The 19,613-nt window shown below is 61.7% G+C and carries 17 protein-coding genes; 10 read left to right on the top strand and 7 right to left on the bottom strand.

The window, feature by feature from the left end; all coding sequences use genetic code 11:
* Positions 1 to 16: 16 nt before the first annotated feature.
* The 3 genes from codA to codB are packed head-to-tail and all read right to left on the bottom strand — an operon-like array spanning position 17 to position 3,740.
* A complete protein-coding gene (codA, locus tag F474_RS01635) occupies positions 17 to 1,261 on the bottom strand; it encodes a cytosine deaminase (protein WP_097086814.1) in 1,245 nt (414 codons plus the stop codon).
* 2 nt (positions 1,262 to 1,263) lie between these two features.
* Positions 1,264 to 2,481: a PucR family transcriptional regulator gene (locus tag F474_RS01630; protein WP_097086812.1), complete on the bottom strand. Its 1,218-nt coding sequence runs from the start codon at positions 2,479 to 2,481 to the stop codon at positions 1,264 to 1,266.
* Complete coding sequence (codB, locus tag F474_RS01625) at positions 2,478 to 3,740, bottom strand: cytosine permease (RefSeq protein WP_097086810.1); 1,263 nt, start codon at positions 3,738 to 3,740, stop codon at positions 2,478 to 2,480. Before codB ends, F474_RS01630 begins: the two co-directional genes overlap by 4 nt.
* 520 nt (positions 3,741 to 4,260) lie before the next feature.
* On the opposite strand from codB, the gene F474_RS01620 reads away from it, so the two are divergent.
* The 7 genes from F474_RS01620 (at position 4,261) to F474_RS01590 (ending at position 9,888) form a co-directional block, all read left to right on the top strand.
* A complete protein-coding gene (locus tag F474_RS01620) occupies positions 4,261 to 5,109 on the top strand; it encodes a transporter substrate-binding domain-containing protein (protein ID WP_097086807.1) in 849 nt (282 codons plus the stop codon).
* 9 nt (positions 5,110 to 5,118) lie between these two features.
* Positions 5,119 to 5,778, top strand: coding sequence for an amino acid ABC transporter permease (locus F474_RS01615; protein WP_097086805.1), 660 nt, complete (start codon positions 5,119 to 5,121; stop codon positions 5,776 to 5,778).
* Positions 5,775 to 6,425, top strand: coding sequence for an amino acid ABC transporter permease (locus F474_RS01610; RefSeq protein WP_097086803.1), 651 nt, complete (start codon positions 5,775 to 5,777; stop codon positions 6,423 to 6,425). The genes F474_RS01615 and F474_RS01610 overlap by 4 nt, the downstream gene beginning before the upstream one ends.
* Entirely contained in the window at positions 6,425 to 7,231 is an 807-nt protein-coding gene (locus F474_RS01605) for an amino acid ABC transporter ATP-binding protein (RefSeq protein ID WP_097086801.1), read from the top strand. Before F474_RS01610 ends, F474_RS01605 begins: the two co-directional genes overlap by 1 nt.
* Complete coding sequence (locus F474_RS01600) at positions 7,228 to 8,460, top strand: M20 family metallo-hydrolase (RefSeq protein ID WP_097086799.1); 1,233 nt, start codon at positions 7,228 to 7,230, stop codon at positions 8,458 to 8,460. The genes F474_RS01605 and F474_RS01600 overlap by 4 nt, the downstream gene beginning before the upstream one ends.
* A gap of 19 nt (positions 8,461 to 8,479) precedes the next feature.
* Positions 8,480 to 9,190, top strand: a complete 711-nt coding sequence (locus F474_RS01595) for a DUF1989 domain-containing protein (RefSeq protein ID WP_097086797.1) — start codon at positions 8,480 to 8,482, stop codon at positions 9,188 to 9,190.
* A 107-nt stretch (positions 9,191 to 9,297) separates the two neighbouring features.
* Entirely contained in the window at positions 9,298 to 9,888 is a 591-nt protein-coding gene (locus F474_RS01590; protein ID WP_097086794.1) for a cupin domain-containing protein, read from the top strand.
* A gap of 84 nt (positions 9,889 to 9,972) precedes the next feature.
* On the opposite strand, the gene F474_RS01585 is transcribed toward F474_RS01590, so the two are convergent.
* Both F474_RS01585 and F474_RS01580 read right to left on the bottom strand, forming a co-directional pair.
* Positions 9,973 to 10,746, bottom strand: coding sequence for an L-iditol 2-dehydrogenase (locus F474_RS01585; protein WP_097086791.1), 774 nt, complete (start codon positions 10,744 to 10,746; stop codon positions 9,973 to 9,975).
* Between the two features lie 39 nt (positions 10,747 to 10,785).
* The gene (locus tag F474_RS01580; RefSeq protein ID WP_097086789.1) at positions 10,786 to 12,096 is read right to left on the bottom strand and encodes a sugar ABC transporter substrate-binding protein; all 1,311 of its coding nucleotides are present in this window, start codon (positions 12,094 to 12,096) and stop codon (positions 10,786 to 10,788) included.
* A 289-nt stretch (positions 12,097 to 12,385) separates the two neighbouring features.
* Between F474_RS01580 and F474_RS01575 the strand changes: the two genes are divergently transcribed.
* Entirely contained in the window at positions 12,386 to 13,345 is a 960-nt protein-coding gene (locus F474_RS01575; protein WP_097086786.1) for an AraC family transcriptional regulator, read from the top strand.
* A 40-nt stretch (positions 13,346 to 13,385) separates the two neighbouring features.
* On the opposite strand, the gene F474_RS01570 is transcribed toward F474_RS01575, so the two are convergent.
* Entirely contained in the window at positions 13,386 to 14,132 is a 747-nt protein-coding gene (locus F474_RS01570) for a sulfite exporter TauE/SafE family protein (RefSeq protein WP_097086784.1), read from the bottom strand.
* Between the two features lie 115 nt (positions 14,133 to 14,247).
* Here F474_RS01570 and F474_RS01565 point away from each other — a divergent pair, with 115 nt between their 5' ends.
* Positions 14,248 to 15,135, top strand: coding sequence for a LysR substrate-binding domain-containing protein (locus F474_RS01565; protein WP_097086781.1), 888 nt, complete (start codon positions 14,248 to 14,250; stop codon positions 15,133 to 15,135).
* Between the two features lie 38 nt (positions 15,136 to 15,173).
* Here the strand turns inward: F474_RS01565 and F474_RS01560 are convergent, their stop codons facing one another.
* A complete protein-coding gene (locus F474_RS01560; RefSeq protein WP_097086779.1) occupies positions 15,174 to 16,103 on the bottom strand; it encodes a LysR family transcriptional regulator in 930 nt (309 codons plus the stop codon).
* Positions 16,104 to 16,205: 102 nt separating this feature from the next.
* Here F474_RS01560 and F474_RS01555 point away from each other — a divergent pair, with 102 nt between their 5' ends.
* Positions 16,206 to 19,613, top strand: a complete 3,408-nt coding sequence (locus tag F474_RS01555) for a molybdopterin-dependent oxidoreductase (RefSeq protein ID WP_097086776.1) — start codon at positions 16,206 to 16,208, stop codon at positions 19,611 to 19,613.

The raw sequence follows: 19,613 nt of genomic DNA, 5'->3' as shown, positions 1-19,613 counted from the left end.
GGGGCCCTTACACCCTTCAAGCCGGGAATCGCGTGACCTGGGCCGGGCTGCGCTGCATGAGCAGCTTGCCGTCACGGATGGAAGTCAGCACCTGGCCTTGGCTGCGAATCATCTCGTAGTCATCGGCGGCGGAGAGAATCAGAAGGTTAGCCGGGCGCCCCACCTCCAAGCCGTACCTGTCGCCCAGCTGCAACGTACGTGCGCTGTTGTCTGTGATCAGATCCAGTGCCCGCTGCAAGTCTTCATAACCCAGCATGTGGCAGATATGCAGGCCCGCCTCCAGGATGCGCAGGATGTTGCCGTTGCCCAGCGGATACCATGGGTCAACGATCGAATCCTGGCCGAAGCAGATGTTCATTCCAGCTCGATCGATCTCAGCCACTCGCGTCAGCCCACGCCGCTTCGGGTAACCGTCGAATCGGCCTTGCAGATGGATACTTTCGGTGGGGCAAGAAACGAAGTTGATCCTGGATTGCTTGAGTAACCGGAACAGTTTGTAGCAATAGGCATTATCGTAGGACCCCATCGCTACCGTATGGCTGGCCGTGACACGCTCACCCATTTCACGCACCCTGGCCTCCTCGGCGAGAACTTCGAGAAAGCGTGACTGCGCATCATCGGTTTCATCGCAGTGCACATCCACCAGGCAACCCGTGCGTTCGGCCAGATCCATCAGGAACTTCACCGAGGTCACCCCTTGCTCGCGAGTGTTTTCAAAGTGCGGGATCCCACCCACTACATCGGCGCCCATTGCCACGGCTTCTGTCATCAGAGCCCGGCCATTTTTGAATGACTCGATACCTTCTTGTGGAAAGGCGACGATTTGCAGGTCGATCAGGTGGCGGCTTTCGTCGCGTACTTCCAGCATCGCACGCAGCGCGGCGAACGAGGGGTCGGTCACGTCCACGTGCGTGCGAACATGCTGGATACCATTGTCCACCAACATGTCGATGGTTTTCCGCGCTCGGCTTTTAGTGTCCTGATGGGTCACCAGCGCCTTGCGCTCGGCCCAGCGTTCGATGCCCTCGAACAGTGTGCCGCTCATGTTCCAGTTGGGCTCACCTGCGGTCAGCGTGGCGTCCAGGTGGATATGCGGTTCGACGAAAGGCGCTGTGACCAGATTCTGGCCGGCGTCCAACTCAGCCGGCAGGCTTGCCTGCATTGGCTGCGCTTGGGCCACGATGGCGCTTATGCGTGAGCCCTCCATTTCGATGCGGTGAAGGCCCGGTTTACCGCGCAGGCGCGCGTTGATGATATTCATGGTCACTCCTTGGTGGGGATCTCGGTCATGCGCCATATCAAGAGCGCGACCGAGGCATTCATGCGAAAAACAGGATCATCCAGCTTCTGTTGGGTCTGTTGCTCAATGCGCTGGATACGCTGGTTGAGCGTGTTGCGATGCACGCCCAGACGGGCCGAGGCCTTGAGCGCGTTACCGTTCTCCCGAAGCAAGGCATCGAGCGTCCGGATCAGAACGAACGCATGCTTGCGGGAAGGCTCAATCAGTGCGCCGAGGGTCTGCTGGACGAAATGGTCGATCACCGAGCGATCATCGATGGCCTGCAGCAAGCGCAGCACGCCCAGCTCGGTGAAGTCGCAATAGCCCGTTGCGGGCCTGAGGCTTTCGGCGACGTTCAGTGCCTGGCGGGCCTCCTTCAGCGCGTGGCGATATCGGCTGCAATCCTCGGCTCGGCTTGCCAGGCCCATGAACAGACTCAGGCCTTCTATCAAGGGACGCAGCGCCTGGTGAAGCGCCGATAGCTCGGCACCCAGCGTATCGTGCTCGGGCAATAGCAGGATGAATAGATCGCCCAGGGGTACCACCGGCAGAGGGTCGGGCAATGCCTGGCTCCAAGCTTCCAGTGCGTGCTGGACCTTCTGCCTTATGTTCTGAAGGCGCTGCTCTGCTACGGCTGGGGCGCAGTGTTCGAACAGCGCATTCACCGATGACAAGCGCAGTACCAGTAACCGCCGTGGCCGCTCGATGGGCAGCTGCGCGTGCTCGGCGCGTTGGCGTGCAATGGCCAGGCTTGGGTAGTCGCCGCTCAACAGTTGGCCAAGAATGTCATGTTGCGAGTGGCGCGCATGGTCCATGTGAACCAGGGCGGTGCCAATGGCGTGGGTGACCACGACCATTTTCAGCAGATAAGGCTGCTCGATCAGCGGCAGGCCCAATGCCTCTGCCCTGTTCACCACCGCAGGCGGGATGCGGTGGATGAACGTTCCGCCGGTAAGGATCACCAGGCCGGCGATCCCCACTGCCACACCGTCTTCGACCAGGCTCAACAGGTTCGCCTCATCACGAGCATGGTTGATGCCGGTGATGAACACCAGCTCACCACCGACCACCCATTCGGCGATCCCCTCGTTTTCGGCTACGTAAGGCCAGCGCACACGGCGATACAACTTGTCGGCCCCCGCTCGCACAGCCATTTCTTCCAGCCCGGGTAGCTTGAGGATCTGTGCCAGGGTAAGGCTCACTGTTCCCCCTGCAGTGTGGCCGTGGCGTGGCGATCGCTCAGCTGCAGCAGCACGACATAGCACCCGGCCGCGACGAGAATGCCAACCAGTGGTGCCACCCAAGGTGAGCAATAAGCCACTACGGCGCCGACGCCATAGGCCGTCAGGCCTTTGAAGTTGTACCGGGGCAAACGGGCTGTAGCCAACAACGGATAGTTGCCGCCATGGCGATACCAGAAGTCCGCCATGATCACTCCCCCAACGGGCGGTATGATCGAGCCCAGCAGCACCAGGAATGGAATGAGCATCTCGTACATGCCCCCGATGGCGAGCAATACCCCGATGCCAGCGGCGATCAGCGTCATGGTTCGGCGGCGTTCGCTGCGTAACAAATGGCAGGCCGCGGCTGAGACGTTGTAGATAGTCGGGCCCTGGATGGTCCAGAGATTCAGGCACAACATGATCACTGCCGCGAACGACAACCCCTGGAGGACCAGCACTTCAACGATATCGGCTTGCTGATACACCATGGCACACCAAGCGCCAGCCACCACCATCAGGCCGTTGCCGACCAGGAAGCTGACGACGCTTGCGACGATCGCGATGCGGCCTGTGCGCGACAGCCGTGTCCAGTTGGTCGCTTGGGTAGCGCCACTGGCGAACGTACCGAACACCATGGTCACGGCCGCGGAAAATGTCATTGTTTCATGGGGAATGACAGCGGCCAGGCCCTTGAAACCGCCAGCGTGCCCGGTGGCGATGTACATCGATACCATCAACAGCGCGAACATCAGGGGTACCGACACCCGAGACAGCACATCCAGCCCCTTGTAGCCGACGATGGCGGTGACGCTGAAGCCTAAACCGAACGCCACCATCAACGGCGTGCTCAGGCTGTCGGCCAAGCCAAGCAGCTTCACCAGCACGATGGCGATGGTCGCTGTACCCCAGGCGTACCAGCCCAGCTCGGCGAAGCCAAGAAGAAAGTCGGACAACCGGCTGCCCGCCTCGCCGAAGCAGAAACGCCCCATCAGCACGGTGTTCAAACCACTGCGCGATGCAATGAACGCCAGCCCTGCCGCGTAGAGCGCCAATAGCCCGTTGCCAATGGCCGCTATCCACAGCATATCGGCGAAGGGGAACGCCATCCCCAGCTTGCCGCCCGCGAACATGGTGCCGGTAAAGAACGTGAAGCTGAACAGCACCATGGAAATGGATAGCAATCCTTTCCTGGCGCAGGCAGGTGCCTCGCTCAAAGGGAAATCACCAGGTGAACTCATTTTCTTCTCCCGTTGGATGCAGTGGGTAGGTAACCAAGCGCATCCACCAGAGAGCAATTCACAGGCCGCTTTTGCGAAAGGCTTTAAATAGAAAAAAACAGGACTTCGCTGACATTCAAACCTGTGCATATTGCACGGTTTCACCCGTTTTAAGCGGTTAAGGCTGTACCCAAATGCACTGTCTGATTCCAGGGGCGCACCATTAGGGTTCAGTTCCATCTGGGGATAGCTCGGCCCTGGCTGGTATCGCTCGCTCCTTGAGCCTGGGGCATGACGCAGCGAGCCAGCGGCCAGCCAGTGGCGCCAGAGGCCACCGGTCGCCCCTGCGCCTGAGCGCCGAAACTGCACCGCTACCACGCCCACACCTGGGCCGCTGCGCCAAAGCTGGGCACGGCGCGCCTCTCAGTTCCCGATTTTTGGCCAATTCACGGCGCCAGGTGCTGTGGCACGTTTCATGCTGTTGTATTTATGTTCAAGTAGCTTGAATAAAATTCAAATGCTTTCATAGAGAGACATAGCCATGAAAAATCGCCTTCTGAAAGCCCTGTCACTTTGTTTAGCCGGCTTCTGCACCGTTGCAGCCGCCCAGCCCAGTGATTTGCTGCAACGCATCCAGGAAAAAAAGGAAATCGTAATCGCCACCGAGGCGCGCTTTCCTCCGTTCGAGTTCGTGGAAAACGGCCAGATCGTCGGCTACGGAGCCGACCTGATGCACGAGGTTATGGCCCGCTCGCTGCCTGGGGTGAAAGTCAAGCAGCTCGACTTGCCGTTTCAGGGCATTCTGCCCGGCCTGGACAGCGGAAAGTTTGATTTCGTGGTCACATCCGTGACGGTGAACAAAGCACGCTTCGAACAGTTTGCCTTCACCGTACCTATTGCTGAATCCACAGTAGCGCTGCTCAAACGTGCCGACGACACCGCAATCGAGTCGCTTTCCGACCTGAACGGGAAGGTCGTAGGGTCTCAATCAGGCTCCGGTCAGTTGGCAATACTCCAAGGGTACGACCAGAAGCTCAGAGCCCAGGGCCAGCCTGGTCTGAAGGCTATCAAGCAATACGTCAGTTTCGATGAGGCTTATGCCGACCTCGCTGCTGGCCGCCTGGACGGCGTAGCGCAGTCGTTGTCGAACCTCGGCCCGCTGATCAAGTCGCGCCCAGGCCTGTTCGCCACCTTGCCGGAGATGGTCGGCCCTACTACTTATTTTGGTTGGGTCGGTCGCAAGGACGCCGACAGCGCCACCCTGGTCAAGTTGTTCAGCGATGGCATTGCGCAGGCTGCTGCCGATGGCACGCTGGAAAAGCTGCAGACCAAATGGTTTGGCTTCGTCATGAAAGTCCCCTCCGATGCCATGCCCGTGCCGACTATCTGAGTGACCACCATGACTGACTTCGGCGCACGCGCGGCCTTGTATTGGCCAGCCCTGCTCGACGGCGCGCTCACGACCCTGGGGCTATGCATCATGGCCATGGTAGTGGGCTTCGTTTGGGGGGTATTGGTTTACTTGATGGGAAGCAGCCGTAGCCGAGCCTCGAGAGCATTTGCTCGGGTATACGTGAGCTTTTTTCGCGGCACCCCGGTGCTGGCACAGCTACTGTTGCTCTACTACCTGCCGTCTGGCCTGGGGCTGGATGTGCCGCCCCTGTGGGCGGCAACCCTTGCGCTTGCGTTGAATACCGCAGCCTACCAGTCGCAGATTCTGCGCAGTGGTTTCGCTGCGATCCCGGCAGGCCAACTGGAGGCCGCCGCAGTGTTCAGCCTGGGCAAAAGGCGCACCCTTGTGTATGTCCAACTCCCCCAGGTATTGCGCCTGACCCTGCCTGCGCTGGTCTCGGAATTGATCGACGTCATCAAGGTGTCGGCGGTGGTGTCGGTGATCTCCATCACCGACTTGATGCGGGTGAGCCAGCAACTGGTTTCCCAGACCTACCGCCCGCTCGAGGTGTACTTGTTCTCGGCGCTGTTCTATCTGGTGTTGACCACCTTGCTGGTGGCCCTCGCCAAGGTACTCGAGCGCCATTGGCAGGAGCGTGCAGTATGACGCCCTGGATGAGCTACCTTCCCGAGTTCGGCCAAGCGTTGCTGATGACCCTGGGTGTGAGCCTGAGTGCGGCGCTGGCCGGCCTGTGCCTGGGCTTCGTTCTCAATGCGCTGTGCCTGGTATCGCCGGCGTTGCGCTGGCCTTACCGGGCGTACGTGTGGTTGGTTCGTGGCACCCCTTTCCTGGCGCAACTGATGCTGGTGTATTTCGGCTTACCGTTGCTGGGCCTTACCCTCGACGCAGTCTCTGCCAGTGTCTTGTCATTGGGCCTGTACAGCGCGGCCTATTTCGCGGAGTTGTTGCGCGCCGGTTGGGCGAGCGTACCCACTGGCCAGTTGGAAGCCGCCAGGGTGCATGGGTTGTCACGTCGCCAGGCGTTCTGGCACATCCAGGCGCCCCAAGCCTTGACCTTCACACTGCCATTACTGGGTAACCAAGTGATCCTGACCATTAAAGAGAGTGCGGTCACCTCCATCATCACAGTGCCTGAGCTGACCATGATCACCGGGCAGATCGTTTCCACTACCTTCTCGTATGTCGTTCCCTATGCCCTGCTGGTACTGGGCTACTGGCTGCTCACGCTCATGGTGAGCGCAGTGACCCGTGGGCTGGCGCAACGTGCGAGCCGTCACACGAGGCTCAGTTGATGAGTACCCTTGCTTTGCTGGAACTGCGCGGTGTCGGCAAGTCCTACGGTAGCCACCGCGTGCTAAGTGATTTCAATCTGAAGGTGCAACCGGGCGAAATCGTCTCGCTGATCGGGCCCTCGGGATCGGGCAAAACCACAGCCCTGCGCTGCATGAACTTCTTGGAAGCCTACGACGAGGGCGAAATCTGGATCGATGGCCAGCTGCTGGGCTACAGCGGACCGGAGCGCGGCCCTGCTCACCAAGACAGCGATGCCGCGATCGCTGAAGTGCGCAGGCCGGTATCGATGGTATTTCAGCAGTTCAACCTGTGGCCACACATGAGTGTGCGCGAGAACGTCATGGCGCCGCTGGTACTGGGCAAGCGCTTGGGCAAATACGAGGCACGTCGCTTGGCCGATGATGCCCTGGCCCGTGTAGGCCTTGCGGCCAAGGCCGAAAGTTATCCGTCACGCCTGTCTGGCGGCCAGCAGCAGCGAGTCGGCATTGCCCGGGCACTGGCCGTCAAGCCACGGCTGATGCTGCTCGATGAGCCAACCTCGGCACTGGACCCTGAGCTGGTCGAGGAGGTATTGCAGGTGATTCGTGGCTTGGCTATGGACGGCATGACCATGGTCATGGTCACCCACGAAATGAGTTTCGCCGCACAGATCTCGAACCAGGTGATATTCATGGAAGCCGGAAGCATCGTCGAAGCGGGCGCCCCGGGTTGCCTGTTCAACAATCCGGGCACGGGCCGCCTCGCGCAATTTCTCAAACCCTGGTTCAACCGCAGCCTCACGCCCCGAGCGGAGGCACGCCAATGAATACCCAGCGAGTAATCGACGCAGTATCCGGGGCGCGGCTGTTACAACGCCTTGCCCAGCTAGCGACTTATGGCGGCCTGGAAGGCGGTGCAATGAACCGCCAAGCGCTTTCCGAGCATGACTTCGACGCCCGGGCCTGGCTGATCGGCCAGGCGCGCCAATTGGGTTGCCGGGTGTGGACCGACCCCTGCGCCAACCTGTTCATTCGCTACGACGGCGACAGTGAGCTTGCGCCGGTGATGACCGGCAGCCACATTGATACCCAGCCTTCAGGCGGGCGCCTTGACGGCTGCTATGGCGTGATGGCCGGGTTGGAATGCCTTCAAGCCTTGGCCGCAACCGGGGTGCGTACCCGTCGGCCAATCGAACTGGTGGTTTGGACCAACGAAGAAGGCAGCCGCTTCAGCCCCGGGGCGATGGGCTCCAGTGCTTACGTTGACCCTACCCGGCTGGCTGGTTATCGGCGGTGCCAAGATGCCGACGGGGTGAGCTTCGGCCAGGCGCTCGATGCTCACGCTCATCGCTTTGCCCACCTCCCGCTGCGGTCGACTGTCCAAGCTCATGCCTTCGTCGAACTGCACATCGAGCAAGGCCCGGTTCTGGAACAAGCAGGTAACCCCCTTGGGGTCGTCAGCGGAATCCAGGGCGTGCGCTGGTACCAGGTGCGCTGCCACGGAGCGCCGGCTCATGCCGGCACCACCCCTATGCCCTTGCGTCGTGATGCGCTGTTGGCGGCCACCGCCTGCCTGGTGCGCATCGACGCCCTCGCCCAGCGCCTGGCCGGCGCTGACAGACGCCTGACGTTTGGCCGGTGGCAGGTCACGCCCAATTCGATCAACACCATCGCGGGCCAAGCCTGCTTCAGTATCGATTTCCGCCATGCCGATGCTGCCGTGCTGGAGGCGTTCGATGCAGAGCTGGTGACATGCCTGCCGGAAGGGGCTGAGCTCGAACCCCTGTTCAGCCATGCGCCCACGGCGTTCGACCCGGCCGTGATCGACGTACTCGAGCAAGCCTGTGCCGCCACCGGCATGGCCAGCCAGTCGATCCGCTCGGGTGCCTTCCACGATGCCATGTACCTGGCCAGCCATTGCCCTACCGCCATGCTGTTCGTACCAAGCCGCGATGGCGTCAGCCACAACCCCTTGGAACACACCGAACCCCAACACCTTCTGGCGGGCGCTCGTGCCTTAGCCTGGAGCCTCGTTCAACTGGCCGACCAAGCCTGACCTACGTAAGGAAAGCACCATGTCACACACCACAGACGCCCACGACTATCCGGCCTGCTGCCATGCTGACAACGGCGATTGGCTGGGTACCAACGACACCCTGAGCACGCCGGTGTCTGCCGATGGGACCCCCGTGCCTGGCCAAACCTATACCGTTGCAGCACGCAGCGGGCGCGCGGTGAGGCTCAAAGCCGGGCAGACCATTCGGATCATCAACACCCATGGCAGCCAGGTGTGCGATACCTGGGTGTTCAATAGCGATGATCTGAGCGAATTCCTGTCCATGGAGCATGCTCGCGCGCATATCGACCGGATCATTCCCAAGCCTGGCGACGAACTCTTCAGCAACCGCCGACGGACCATCGCGACCTTGTTGGCCGACACCTCTCCAGGCATTCACGACACGCTGATAGCCGCCTGTGATCTGCACCGCTACACCAACCTGGGCGTGAGCGGCTATCACGACAGCTGTGCGGACAACATGCGCCTGGCCTTGCACGCCATCGGCTTGCGCGCGCGGGAAGTGCCGCAACCCTTCAACCTCTGGATGAACATCCCGGTACGTGCCGACAACAGCATCGCCTGGCTTGCCCCCGTATCGGCACCCGGAGACTATGTGGACATCCAAGCCGCGATGGATTGCGTCGTTGTAATGTCCGCCTGCCCGCAGGACATCGTGCCGATCAACAATCTCAACCCGGTGGATGTCCAGTTCTGCGTCACTCATTAAGCCACCGGCGTACTGGACGATCCTGACGCAGCTGCATAGGATGCGTATCGCTTCAAATCCACCGCTACGGCGGTGGGCCTCTCGACTGCATGCCACACAGGAACCGCATGTCCAAGCACGTCAAAGCCCAGCACACCAACGGCTTGCCCAATCTCGGCCTGCGACTTCGCCATGCGCGCAAGGTCGCAGGGTTGACGCTCAAACAAGTGGCCGAAGCTGCAGGGTGCTCTGAGAGCCTGATCTCCAAACTCGAAAACGAAGCGGCTTCGCCCTCGCTGGCGATGCTTCACCGGCTGGCCGGGGCGGTAGGCAGCAATGTGTCGGAGCTGACTTCGGAGCAATGGGCCTCGGATGAACCGGTGCTGCGGGCAGGCAAACGGCAAGTGAGCCGCTTCGCGCATGGCAAGAAAGAGGGCTATATCGACCTGGAACGCATTACCCACCCCCATAAAGGCGGCCTGTTGCAGGGCGATATCTACATCGTGACGCCAGGCATGGTCAGCGAGTTGATTGAGCACGCAGGGGAAGAAATGGGTTACGTGATCGAAGGCCACATCGATCTGACCATAGGCAATACCACCTACAGTCTCAAACCCGGGGATTCCTTCCATTTCTCCAGCAGCGTTCCCCACGGCTACCGCAACAATGGCGATGTAGAAGCTCGGATCTTGTGGGTGAACACACCCGCTACCTTCTGAATATCCTGGCCATAGGCTTGCCTGCGGCGTCGGCCCGGCGTCGGCCCGGCGCCGGGTTGGCCGCCTTCTTTGCCCCAGCCTCTTTCAACTCATCCAATTACCGCCATCGACGTTGTATGTCTGCGCAACGACGTAATCGCTTTCCGGGCCTGCCAGGAAAATCGCCATGCCCACCAGATCCTCGGCTGTTCCCATCCGCCCGAATGGCACCTGGAGCCCTACGAGCCGTTTCTTCTCCCCCAATGGAAGGTTTTCGTGCTTTGCGAACAGCGCATCGACGCCGTCCCAATGCTCCCCGTCCACGACACCGGGCGCGATCGCATTCACGTTGATTTTGTGCGAGATAAGGTTCAGCCCTGCCGACTGAGTCAGGCTGATCACGGCCGCCTTGGTCGCACAGTAGACGGCAACCAAGGCTTCACCGCGGCGGCCAGCCTGGCTGGCCATATTGATGATCTTTCCGCCATGGCCCTGGGCAATCATTTGCTTGGCAGCGGCCTGAAGCGTGAACAGCGTTCCACCTACGTTGATGGAGAACAGCCTGTCATAGCTCTGCCGGGTGATTTCCGTAATCGGCGCAAGGTCGAACAACGCGGCGTTGTTGACCAGGATATCGAGCTTGCCAGCGCGGCCAACCACCGTTGCAATCGCAGCCTCGATGGAGCCTTGGTCGGTGACGTCCATCTCCACAGCATAAGCGTGCTCCCCCAGCTGCGAAGCAGTGGCCTGGGCGCGTGTGAGGTCGATATCGGCCACAGCGACTGTCGCGCCCTCCCGAATGTAGGCTTGAGCGAACGAGCGCCCTATACCCCGCGCCGAGCCGGTGATCAGCGCGCTTTTTCCTTCTAGACGTTTCATGGCATCTACCTCTGGTTAGGCAGCGGTGGGGTGGCCCAACTACGGTTTGGGGTAACCCGCCCGCTTCATTTCACGTTCGGTGGTGGCTTGCGCGCTGGCCAGGGCCTGATCCACCGACATCTGGCCGGTCAGCGCCGCTGAGAACAACTTGCCTACAGAGGTACCGATCGACTGGAACTCCGGTATCACGACGTATTGGATACCCACGTAGGGAACCGGCTTGGCCGATGGTTGGGACGGATCGGCATGCTTCATCATTTGCAGGGTGACTTCGGCGAACGGGGCGGCTTTCACGTAGGCATCGCTATAGGTCGAAATACGCGTCCCAGGTGGCACATGGGTGATGCCGTCCTTGTCGCTGACCAGCTGGATGTATTGCTTGGAGGTCGCCCAGGTAATGAAAGCTTTGGCGGCCTCCTTGTGCCGGGAGGTGGCAGGAATCGCCAGTGACCATGCGTACAGCCACGACGAGCCTTTGTCCGTGACCTGGGTTGGCGCAGCTGCGAAGCCCACACTGTCGGCAACCTGGCTTTGGGCCGGGTCGGTGGTGAAAGAGCCCGCCACGCTGGCATCGACCCAGATCGCGCATTTTCCGCTGTTGAACAGCGCCAGGGTTTCATTGAAACCATTGCTGGAAACGCCCGGGGGGCCGTAGTTCTTCAGCGTGTTCACGTAGAAGGTGGCGGCGGCCTTCCACTGGGCACTATCAAGCTCAGGGTGCCATTTCTCATCGAACCAGCGCGCACCGAAGGCGTTCGCCAGGGTGCTCAGCAAAGCCATGTTCTCGCCCCAGCCGGCCTTCCCGCGCAGGCACATGCCGTACTGTCCCCTGGAAGGGTCGTTGAGCTTGGCAGCGAACGCGCCCAACTGCGTCCAGGTGGGCTTTTCAGGCATCGCCAGGCCGGCGGCTTCGAACAAGTCTTTGCGGTAGTAGGTCACGGTACTTTCACCGTAGAACGGTAATGCGTAGAGCGTGCCGTTGACGGAGAGACCCTGGCGCACGGAGGGGAAGATATCGTCTTCGTCGTAGGCTGGCGGAAGGTCTGTCATGGGCTCCAGCCAGTGTTTGGCGCCCCACAGCGGCGTTTCGTAGGTGCCAATGGTCAATACGTCGAACTGGCCGCCCTGGGTAGCAATGTCGGTGGTCAGCCGTTGGCGCAGCACGTTTTCCTCAAGTACGACCCAATCGAGTTTGATGTCGGGATGCTGCTGCTCGAAGAGGCTGGCCAGCCGCTGCATGCGGATCATGTCGCCGTTATTGACCGTTGCGATCGTGATCGTCTGCGCAGCCTGGCCAGCAAGGGTGAATGACAGGCCCGCGCACAGAATCACCGCGTTGGTGAGGTTCATCAGGTTCTCCCCCCAGCCGTAGGGCCAGAGTGCTTATTGTTGTTGTCGAACATCGCCCGCAGGGGCTACTCGCACCGCAGCCAATGCATGGGCCGATTAGATCACCATTGAAAATGGAGGCTCAAATCAATGGCGAACGCGGCGTCGATACTTTTTTGATGGCGCAGGCGCCCCCGGCGGGCGATGCTCGCGGAGTGATCCGGCACAGTGAATGGGCTATCGATCCTCAGGGGAATGAACGTATCGTGGGGGCAATGCCGCCCGACAACTCATAAAAAAGGGGCAATCGATGCCTGACAATCGCGCTGCTGTATTCGAGCACCGGCCCGCTGATCTCGAGGTCATCTTGCAGGGCCCTGATCAAAGTTTTCGTTGGTATGAGCATGACTACCCCTACCCGCTCGCTCGTTGGAATCATCATCCGGAGTACGAAATCCATCTGATTCGGCAAGGCAGCGGCAAGCTATTGGCTGGAGACTACATCGGCCCTTTCACTGCCGGGCATGTCGCGCTCATAGGCCCCGGCCTGCCCCACGACTGGATGGGGGACCTAGCACCTGGTGAGCGCATCGCTGGCCGTGATGTGGTTTTGCAGTTCGATGGCGCGGCGCTGCTCAGGGTCCAGGAGATATTGCCTGAGCTGTCGGCCTTGGGCTCCTTGTTCGCCCAGGCGCAGCGGGGCCTCGAGTTCATTGGCGCGACAGCCAGGCAAGCCGCGCTGCTTTTGGAAAGCATTGGCCAGGCCCAAGGTTTGCAGCGGTTGATACGGTTTCTGGAGTTGCTCAGCACACTGGCGCAAGCCCCTGAGCGTGACCTGCGCGTACTGGCCAGCCCGTGCTATTCGCCGTCACTCGATGCCCGCAGTTCTGAGCGCATCAACCTGGCGTTGGCTTACTTGATCGATGAGCTCACGTCTGATCTGCGGCTCTCGGTCATAGCCGAGCGGGTTGGAATGAGCGAGGCCGGTTTTTCGCGCTTTTTCAAACGAACCACTGGCCACGGGTTCATTGACCTGATGCGCAAGCTGCGCATCCAGCGCGCCTGCCGCCTCCTTGGGCAGACTCGGCTCTCGGTTACCGAGATCTGTTTCCAGGTCGGCTACGAGAACGTCTCCAACTTCAACCGGCACTTCCGGCATGAAATGAACCAGACGCCCAGCGACTACCGACGCACGGTGGCGCCCACCGGTTTGCATCGCGGCGAGGTACATCCGGGGTGGCTGTGTTCGGCAGGCCTTTCAGAGACGTGACGGGCGGCCGCCACACATTGTTTCAGGGCTTGAAGCTGCGTCACGTAAACGGCCGGCAAACCAGCTCGACCCCGACCACCAGCAGCAGAGCCAGAAAACACAGCCTGAAGCCTGCCGGGCTGATGCGCGCCCTCACCCGCTGCCCCAGCCACATTCCGACCAGTGCCGGGACTATGGCAAGGCTAGACACTCCAACCTGCGCAATGCTGAAGGCATCGTTGCCAAACAACCCAAGCGCCAGCGCCACCGTGGACACGGTGAACGACAGCCCGAGCGCTTGAACCAGCTCATCCCTGCTCAGGCTCAGCGCCCCCAGGTAAGGCACGGCGGGCATGACGAACACCCCGGTCGCCCCCGTCACGATTCCGGTAAGCCCTCCCACCAGCGGCGACAGCCATTTCTCTGCACGGCACGAAACCGTCAAGCTGGGCCCCATCAAGGCGTAGGCGGCATAAACGATCAAGGCCGAGCCCAAACCGAACCCCGACCAGGCAGGGTTTGCCGCAACCAACAGCGCTGACCCGCCGGTTGTTCCCAAGGCGATACAGAGCATCATTGGCCACAGCCTGCGCACCAGGCGCACTGTAGAGGGCCCATTGAACAGCTGCCACAGGTTGGTCACCAACGAAGGCACCAACAGCACTGCCGCGGCGGCGGCCGGTGACATGACCGTGCCAAGCAGCCCCATGGCCACGGTGGGCAGCCCCATCCCAGTCACACCTTTGACCAGCCCGGCAGCGAGGAAGGTGCCAATGAGCACGAGCGTGTAGAAAATCGGATCATGCATGGGGGCGGGCCTGGCTGAACCTGGAAGGTGCGATTGAATCGCGCCAAGGGCCGATGCACAATCCGGAAAACCCACGCGAGCCTTCGGCTGATCCGAAGGCAGGTCAAGGTGAACCATGCGTCTGGACTTAGCAGATCTCCAGCTGTTTCTGTGCATCGTGGACGCTGGAAGCATCACTGCCGGCGCCCAGAGGGCCAACCTCGCGCTGGCCTCGGCAAGCGAACGCCTTCGAAACATCGAAACGTCGACAGGGGTGGTGCTGCTGGAGCGTCGGGCCCGAGGGGTGACCACCACGCAAGCTGGCGAAGCCCTTGCGCACCACGCCCGCCTGATCCTCAGGCAGCAGGAGGCACTGAAGACTGAGCTGGGCGATTACGCCAAGGGGGCGCGAGGCACTGTTCATCTCTACGCCAACACAGCGGCGATTGTGGAGTTCCTGCCCAAACGCCTGGCCCCCTGGTTGGCCCAGCGCCCCCAGGTGCGCGTGGAGATAAAAGAACGCACGAGCACCGACATCGTTCGAGCGGTGGCGGCCGGCTTGGTGGAGGCCGGGGTCGTATCCAGTGCCGTGCAGGCGCAAGGTGTCCAGTTGCAGGTGGTCGCCCAGGATCACTTGGTGCTGATCGCCTGCGATGCGGCCATGGGCGCCGCACGTCGGCAAGTGGCATTTGCAGAGGTGCTCGGCCTGCCTTTCGTAGGCCTTCGCCCGGGGAGCGCGCTTCAAGATCATATCGACCAGCATGCCCTGCTGGCGGGCCACCCACTGGACATCCGAATCCGGATGGGCGGTTTCGAAGGGGTATGCGAAATGGTCGCGCACGGCGTGGGCGTTGCCATCGTTCCCGCAGCCATCGCCAAGCGCTACAAGCGGCGCCACGCGCTACGCGTGCGCGCTCTGAGCGATGCTTGGGCAAAACGAGACCTTTGTGTGTGCGTGCGCAGCTGGGCCGAGCTGTCTACCCCTGTGCGTAGCCTGCTTGCGCATCTGGCAATGGAGCCGTAGGGGCGGTGTCGCCGAGGCGCCGAAGCCCAACGACGCCGTCACGGCCCGGCTCGGAACCCCGGGTGTTCACCCGATGATTTGAACCACTTTTCCAGAAATGATTTGAGCTCGAAGAATGCTGGTGCCTGCGCCCTGGCCTTGGCCCATGCCAGGCCTACATCCATCGAAGGCACCGGATCGGCCAGGGGGCGGCGCATGATGCGCTGGCCATCCAGTGACCAGGGTTTGTACACCAGGTCAGACAGGACGGCCACGCCGTAGCCACTGGCGACCAGGCTTCTGACCGCTTCGATCGATGTGGTGCGGTAATGAGGTGTGAGCCGAAGCCCCGCCTCGGCCCAATACTTCTCAACCGTGGTGACGTGGTCGTCCATATCCAGCAGCACATAGGCGTGATCGGCGAGCTGGCTCAGCGTGACCCGGTCCATGCTCATCAGGGGGTGGTCCGGGTGCCCCCACAGGTGCCTGGGCGACCGCACCAGGGTTTGGCACTGCAGCTCGCTGGGGGCCAGGTTCGAAGCCAGCACAATGGCCAGGTCCAGTTCATTGGCCAACAGCTTCTGCACGATCTTTTCGCGGCTGAGCTCGACCACGTTCAATTCCAAGTGGTCAAAGCGCTGCTTCAAGCTCACCATCAACGGTGCCAGCACATACGCGGAAATGGTTTCCGTGACGGCCATCGACAGCGGCCCGGTTGCATACGACGGCCGCTCCGACACCGAGAAAACCGCTTCTCGCAATGCCGCATTGACCTTCTGGGCATGCCGCAGGAAACGCACGCCTTCTTCCGTCAGCCGCACGCCGCCATGGTGGCGGGTGAACAGGCTTGCGCCGAGTTGTTCCTCGAGGTTTTTCAGCGACGCTGTCATCGAGGACTGAGTGACATGGCACAGCAATGCCGCTTTCGAGACCTGCCCGGTTTCGGCGATGGCGATGAAGTGCTGAAGCTGGCGGGTCGATGGGAGCATCGATTTATCCGATACCTAGGCAGCGAATCATTGAATTTTCAATGGCGAGTTCGCCAGTAATACCATCGGGCCATCCTCATTGGAACTACCGGTCGTTGAAAGATGGCGAATGCATCGGAGTTGGACAAACCGGGTTATTGCACGCTCTGCCGCTCCCGCTGCGGCACGCTGAACCGTGTGGAAAACGGCCGGCTGATCTCGGTGCAGCCTGACCCTTCACACCCTACCGGCAAAGCCATGTGCCTGAAGGGCAAGGCGGCTCCGGAGCTGGTGTACAGCGCTGATCGTATCCTGCAGCCGATGCGCCGCACGCAGCCAAAATCTCATCCGGATCCGGGTTGGCAGGTGATCAGCTGGGAGGAGGCGCTCGATGAAGTCGCCCAGCGGCTAGGGGCGGCCAAGGCGCAGAGCGGTGCGGAGTCTGTAGGTTTCGCCGTCACAACCCCCAGCGGCACTCCTCTCTCTGACAGCATCGACTGGATCGAGCGCTTCATTCGCTTGTTTGGCAGCCCCAACACCTGCTACGCCACCGAGATCTGCAACTGGCACAAAGACCACGCCCATGCCTTCACCTTCGGGTGCGGCATGGCCGCTGCGGATTACCGAAATGCTGATGTGATCCTGCTGTGGGGGCATAACCCGACCAACACCTGGCTCGCTCAGGCGGAGGCCATCGGGGCGGGTATTGCCGGCGGTGCCAGGCTGATCGTGGCCGACCCACGGCAAACGGCGCTGGCTGGCCAGGCGGCCAGCTGGCTACAGGTCAAGCCCGGCCAGGACCTGGCGTTGGCGATGGGGCTGGCCAACCTGCTGATCGAGAACGCAAGCTTCGATGAGGCGTTCGTACGTCAGCACAGCAATGCCCCATTGCTCGTTCGCAGTGACAATGGGCGTTTCCTGCGCAGCAAAGACCTGGGCCTGCCCGGCGACGAACCCTTGCTGTGGGTGGGCGGGAAACCGGTTCCGTCGGCCAGTGCCACCGCTGAAGACTTGGCCGCCGCCGAGCTGTATACCGCGCAGGCGGTCACGACGGTCGACGGGATACGGCTGCGCTGCGAGCCGGCGTTTTCGCTTTATGCAAAGGCGTGTAGCGAGTATTGCCCAGGGAAAGTCGAACGGCTGGCGGGGGTCAGTGAGCCGGCGCTTCGCAAAGCGGCGGCGTTGCTCGGCGCCGCGAAGCGTGTTGCCTTTCATGCTTGGTCGGGGGTGGGGCAACAGGCCAACGCCACGCAAATCGATCGTGCGCTGGCCTGCCTCTATGCCTTGACAGGCAGCTTCGACAAACGCGGGGGCAACCGGCAATACGGTAAGGTTCCTACTCATCCGATCAGCACATTCGATCTGCTGGCCCCCGAGCAACTGGCCAAGGCCTTGGGCATCGCCGACCGCCCCCTTGGGCCGCCCAGCCAAGGCTGGGTCACCGCGCGCGATCTGTACACCGCAATCGTCGAGCATAAGCCTTACGCTGTCCGTACCCTCATGGCGTTCGGCACCAACCTGCTGGTGTCGCAACCGGAAACGCACCTTGGCCGGGCGGCGCTCCAGCAACTGGATTTCTATGTGCACTGTGATCTGTTCGAGTCTCCTAGTGCGCGGTATGCCGACATCTTTCTTCCGGTGAATACGCCTTGGGAGCGCGAGGGCCTGCGCGTTGGCTTTGAGATCAGCGAACGCGCCGAGCAGTGGGTGCAATTGCGCCAGCAGATGGTGCCCAGCCAGGGCGAGTCTCGTTCCGACTACGACCTGGTGATCGACCTCGCCCAGCGCTTGGGCATGAGCGATCAGTTCTTCGGCGGCTCGGTTGAGGCGGGCTGGAATCATCTTCTGGCGCCGAGCGGCCTCACGGTCGGGCAGCTGCGCGCCAGGCCCGAGGGCATCGCCGTGCCCACCCAGAATCAGGAGCAGGGGTTCTCGTCGAAACCCCGCACTCAGGGCTTCAAGACCCCCACCGGGCTGGTCGAGCTGTACAGCGAGCGACTGCTCGCCCATGGCTACCCGCCTGTGCCCCAGGCCCCGGCGGGCAGTGACGAGGTGGCGATGGACCCACGTTATCCATTGATCCTGAGCTCAGCCAAAAACGGTTACTTTTGCCATAGCCAGCATCGCAGCCTGGGGTCGCTGCGCAAGAAAGCACTGCAGCCAGTGCTGGAGATATCGGCGCATCTCGCCCAGGCGCGTGGCATCGATGACGGCGACCCCGTGCTGCTGAGCACCCCGACCGCACAAGCCCGCTTCATTGCCCGCATCGCGCCCCATCTGCACCCGGCAGTGGTCGTTGGCGAATACGGCTGGTGGCAGCGCTGCGAGCCCATGGGGCAGGCCGAATTACCCATCGCCAGTGGCGGGAGCAACCTCAATGCGCTGTTCGATGGGGTGCGACAAGACCCAGTCAGCGGGTCTTCTCCTCTGCGCGCTCATAGCTGCCAGGTGGTGCGCGATCCCGGGGTGGATCAGGCGTTGCGCCGCTGGGCGGGCGTGCGAACCTTTACCGTCACGGCGCTGCAGCGTGAGGTGGAGGATGTGATGACAGTGCACATCGAGGCGGCTGAGCCGGGGTATGTGCCGGATTTTTTCCCGGGCCAGCATATTTCCCTCCAGGTGCCGACCGCGCAAGGCGTACTGCGGCGTGCTTACTCCCTGATCGGGCCTGCGAAAGTGCCTGCACGCCGGGGCTACAGTGTCGCCATCCGCCATGCCAAGGGCATCGATGAATCAGGTGGGGCCGTCGAGGGGCTCATGTCCGGGCACGTCCATCGTGTGCTGAAGGTCGGCGACCGAATCGAGGCGAGCATGCCGGGCGGCAATTTCATCTTGCCGACTCACGGCACGCGCCCGCTGGTGCTGATTGCATCGGGGATCGGCATTACGCCGTTTCTGAACCTGCTCGAATCCCTTGCGCGGGAGGAGCCACATCCGCCGATGCTGCTGCTTTACGGCAATCGTGACGGCGCCAGCCACGCATTCAGGGGGCGCCTGGCAGCGCTGCAGCGCCAGCTGCCTGAGCTGCGGATCGTCAACCTGTACAGCCAGCCACGGCCAACGGATGTGCAGGGCCAGGCCTACGACCAGAAAGGCCGGATCGATGCATCGCTGATCCCCGCCGCGCTGCTCAAGCGCCGCCCGTTGATCTACCTCTGTGGCGCGATGGCCATGATGAAAGCCATCACGGCCGACCTCATCGCGGCCGGCGTCCCCCGGCTCGACATTCAGTTCGAAGCCTTCCGCTCGCCGCCAGTTGCCGCGATCGCCCCGGGCCAGGCCTATGAGGTGACATTCGCACGTTCGGGCATCTCCCAGACCTGGACTTCCTCGGACGGCCCGCTGCTTGGCTTTGCCGAACGGCTGGGGGTGAGCCTGCCCAGCGGTTGCAGGGTCGGGCAATGCGAGAGCTGTGCAGTGCGTATCAGGAATGGTTCGGTGGTTCACCTGCATGGCCAGGCGCCGGATACCCATGACACCTGCCTGGCTTGCCAGGCGGTCCCTACCAGCGTGCTCACGCTGGATGCTTGA

Source organism: Pseudomonas sp. URIL14HWK12:I12, assembly GCF_003097135.1.
In the GTDB taxonomy this organism is placed as follows: domain Bacteria; phylum Pseudomonadota; class Gammaproteobacteria; order Pseudomonadales; family Pseudomonadaceae; genus Aquipseudomonas.
Note: the sequence above shows the minus strand (reverse complement) of the source record. Positions and strands in the feature narration are given on the sequence as shown.

Bases quoted from the DNA above. Each gene is read 5' to 3' on its own strand.
- codA (WP_097086814.1), bottom strand. From the start codon at position 1,261: ATGAATATCATCAACGCGCGCCTGCGCGGTAAACCGGGCCTTCACCGC.
- codB (WP_097086810.1), bottom strand. From the start codon at position 3,740: ATGAGTTCACCTGGTGATTTCCCTTTGAGCGAGGCACCTGCCTGCGCC.
- F474_RS01620 (WP_097086807.1), top strand. From the start codon at position 4,261: ATGAAAAATCGCCTTCTGAAAGCCCTGTCACTTTGTTTAGCCGGCTTC.
- F474_RS01615 (WP_097086805.1), top strand. From the start codon at position 5,119: ATGACTGACTTCGGCGCACGCGCGGCCTTGTATTGGCCAGCCCTGCTC.
- F474_RS01610 (WP_097086803.1), top strand. From the start codon at position 5,775: ATGACGCCCTGGATGAGCTACCTTCCCGAGTTCGGCCAAGCGTTGCTG.
- F474_RS01605 (WP_097086801.1), top strand. From the start codon at position 6,425: ATGAGTACCCTTGCTTTGCTGGAACTGCGCGGTGTCGGCAAGTCCTAC.
- F474_RS01600 (WP_097086799.1), top strand. From the start codon at position 7,228: ATGAATACCCAGCGAGTAATCGACGCAGTATCCGGGGCGCGGCTGTTA.
- F474_RS01595 (WP_097086797.1), top strand. From the start codon at position 8,480: ATGTCACACACCACAGACGCCCACGACTATCCGGCCTGCTGCCATGCT.
- F474_RS01590 (WP_097086794.1), top strand. From the start codon at position 9,298: ATGTCCAAGCACGTCAAAGCCCAGCACACCAACGGCTTGCCCAATCTC.
- F474_RS01585 (WP_097086791.1), bottom strand. From the start codon at position 10,746: ATGAAACGTCTAGAAGGAAAAAGCGCGCTGATCACCGGCTCGGCGCGG.
- F474_RS01580 (WP_097086789.1), bottom strand. From the start codon at position 12,096: ATGAACCTCACCAACGCGGTGATTCTGTGCGCGGGCCTGTCATTCACC.
- F474_RS01575 (WP_097086786.1), top strand. From the start codon at position 12,386: ATGCCTGACAATCGCGCTGCTGTATTCGAGCACCGGCCCGCTGATCTC.
- F474_RS01570 (WP_097086784.1), bottom strand. From the start codon at position 14,132: ATGCATGATCCGATTTTCTACACGCTCGTGCTCATTGGCACCTTCCTC.
- F474_RS01565 (WP_097086781.1), top strand. From the start codon at position 14,248: ATGCGTCTGGACTTAGCAGATCTCCAGCTGTTTCTGTGCATCGTGGAC.
- F474_RS01560 (WP_097086779.1), bottom strand. From the start codon at position 16,103: ATGCTCCCATCGACCCGCCAGCTTCAGCACTTCATCGCCATCGCCGAA.
- F474_RS01555 (WP_097086776.1), top strand. From the start codon at position 16,206: ATGGCGAATGCATCGGAGTTGGACAAACCGGGTTATTGCACGCTCTGC.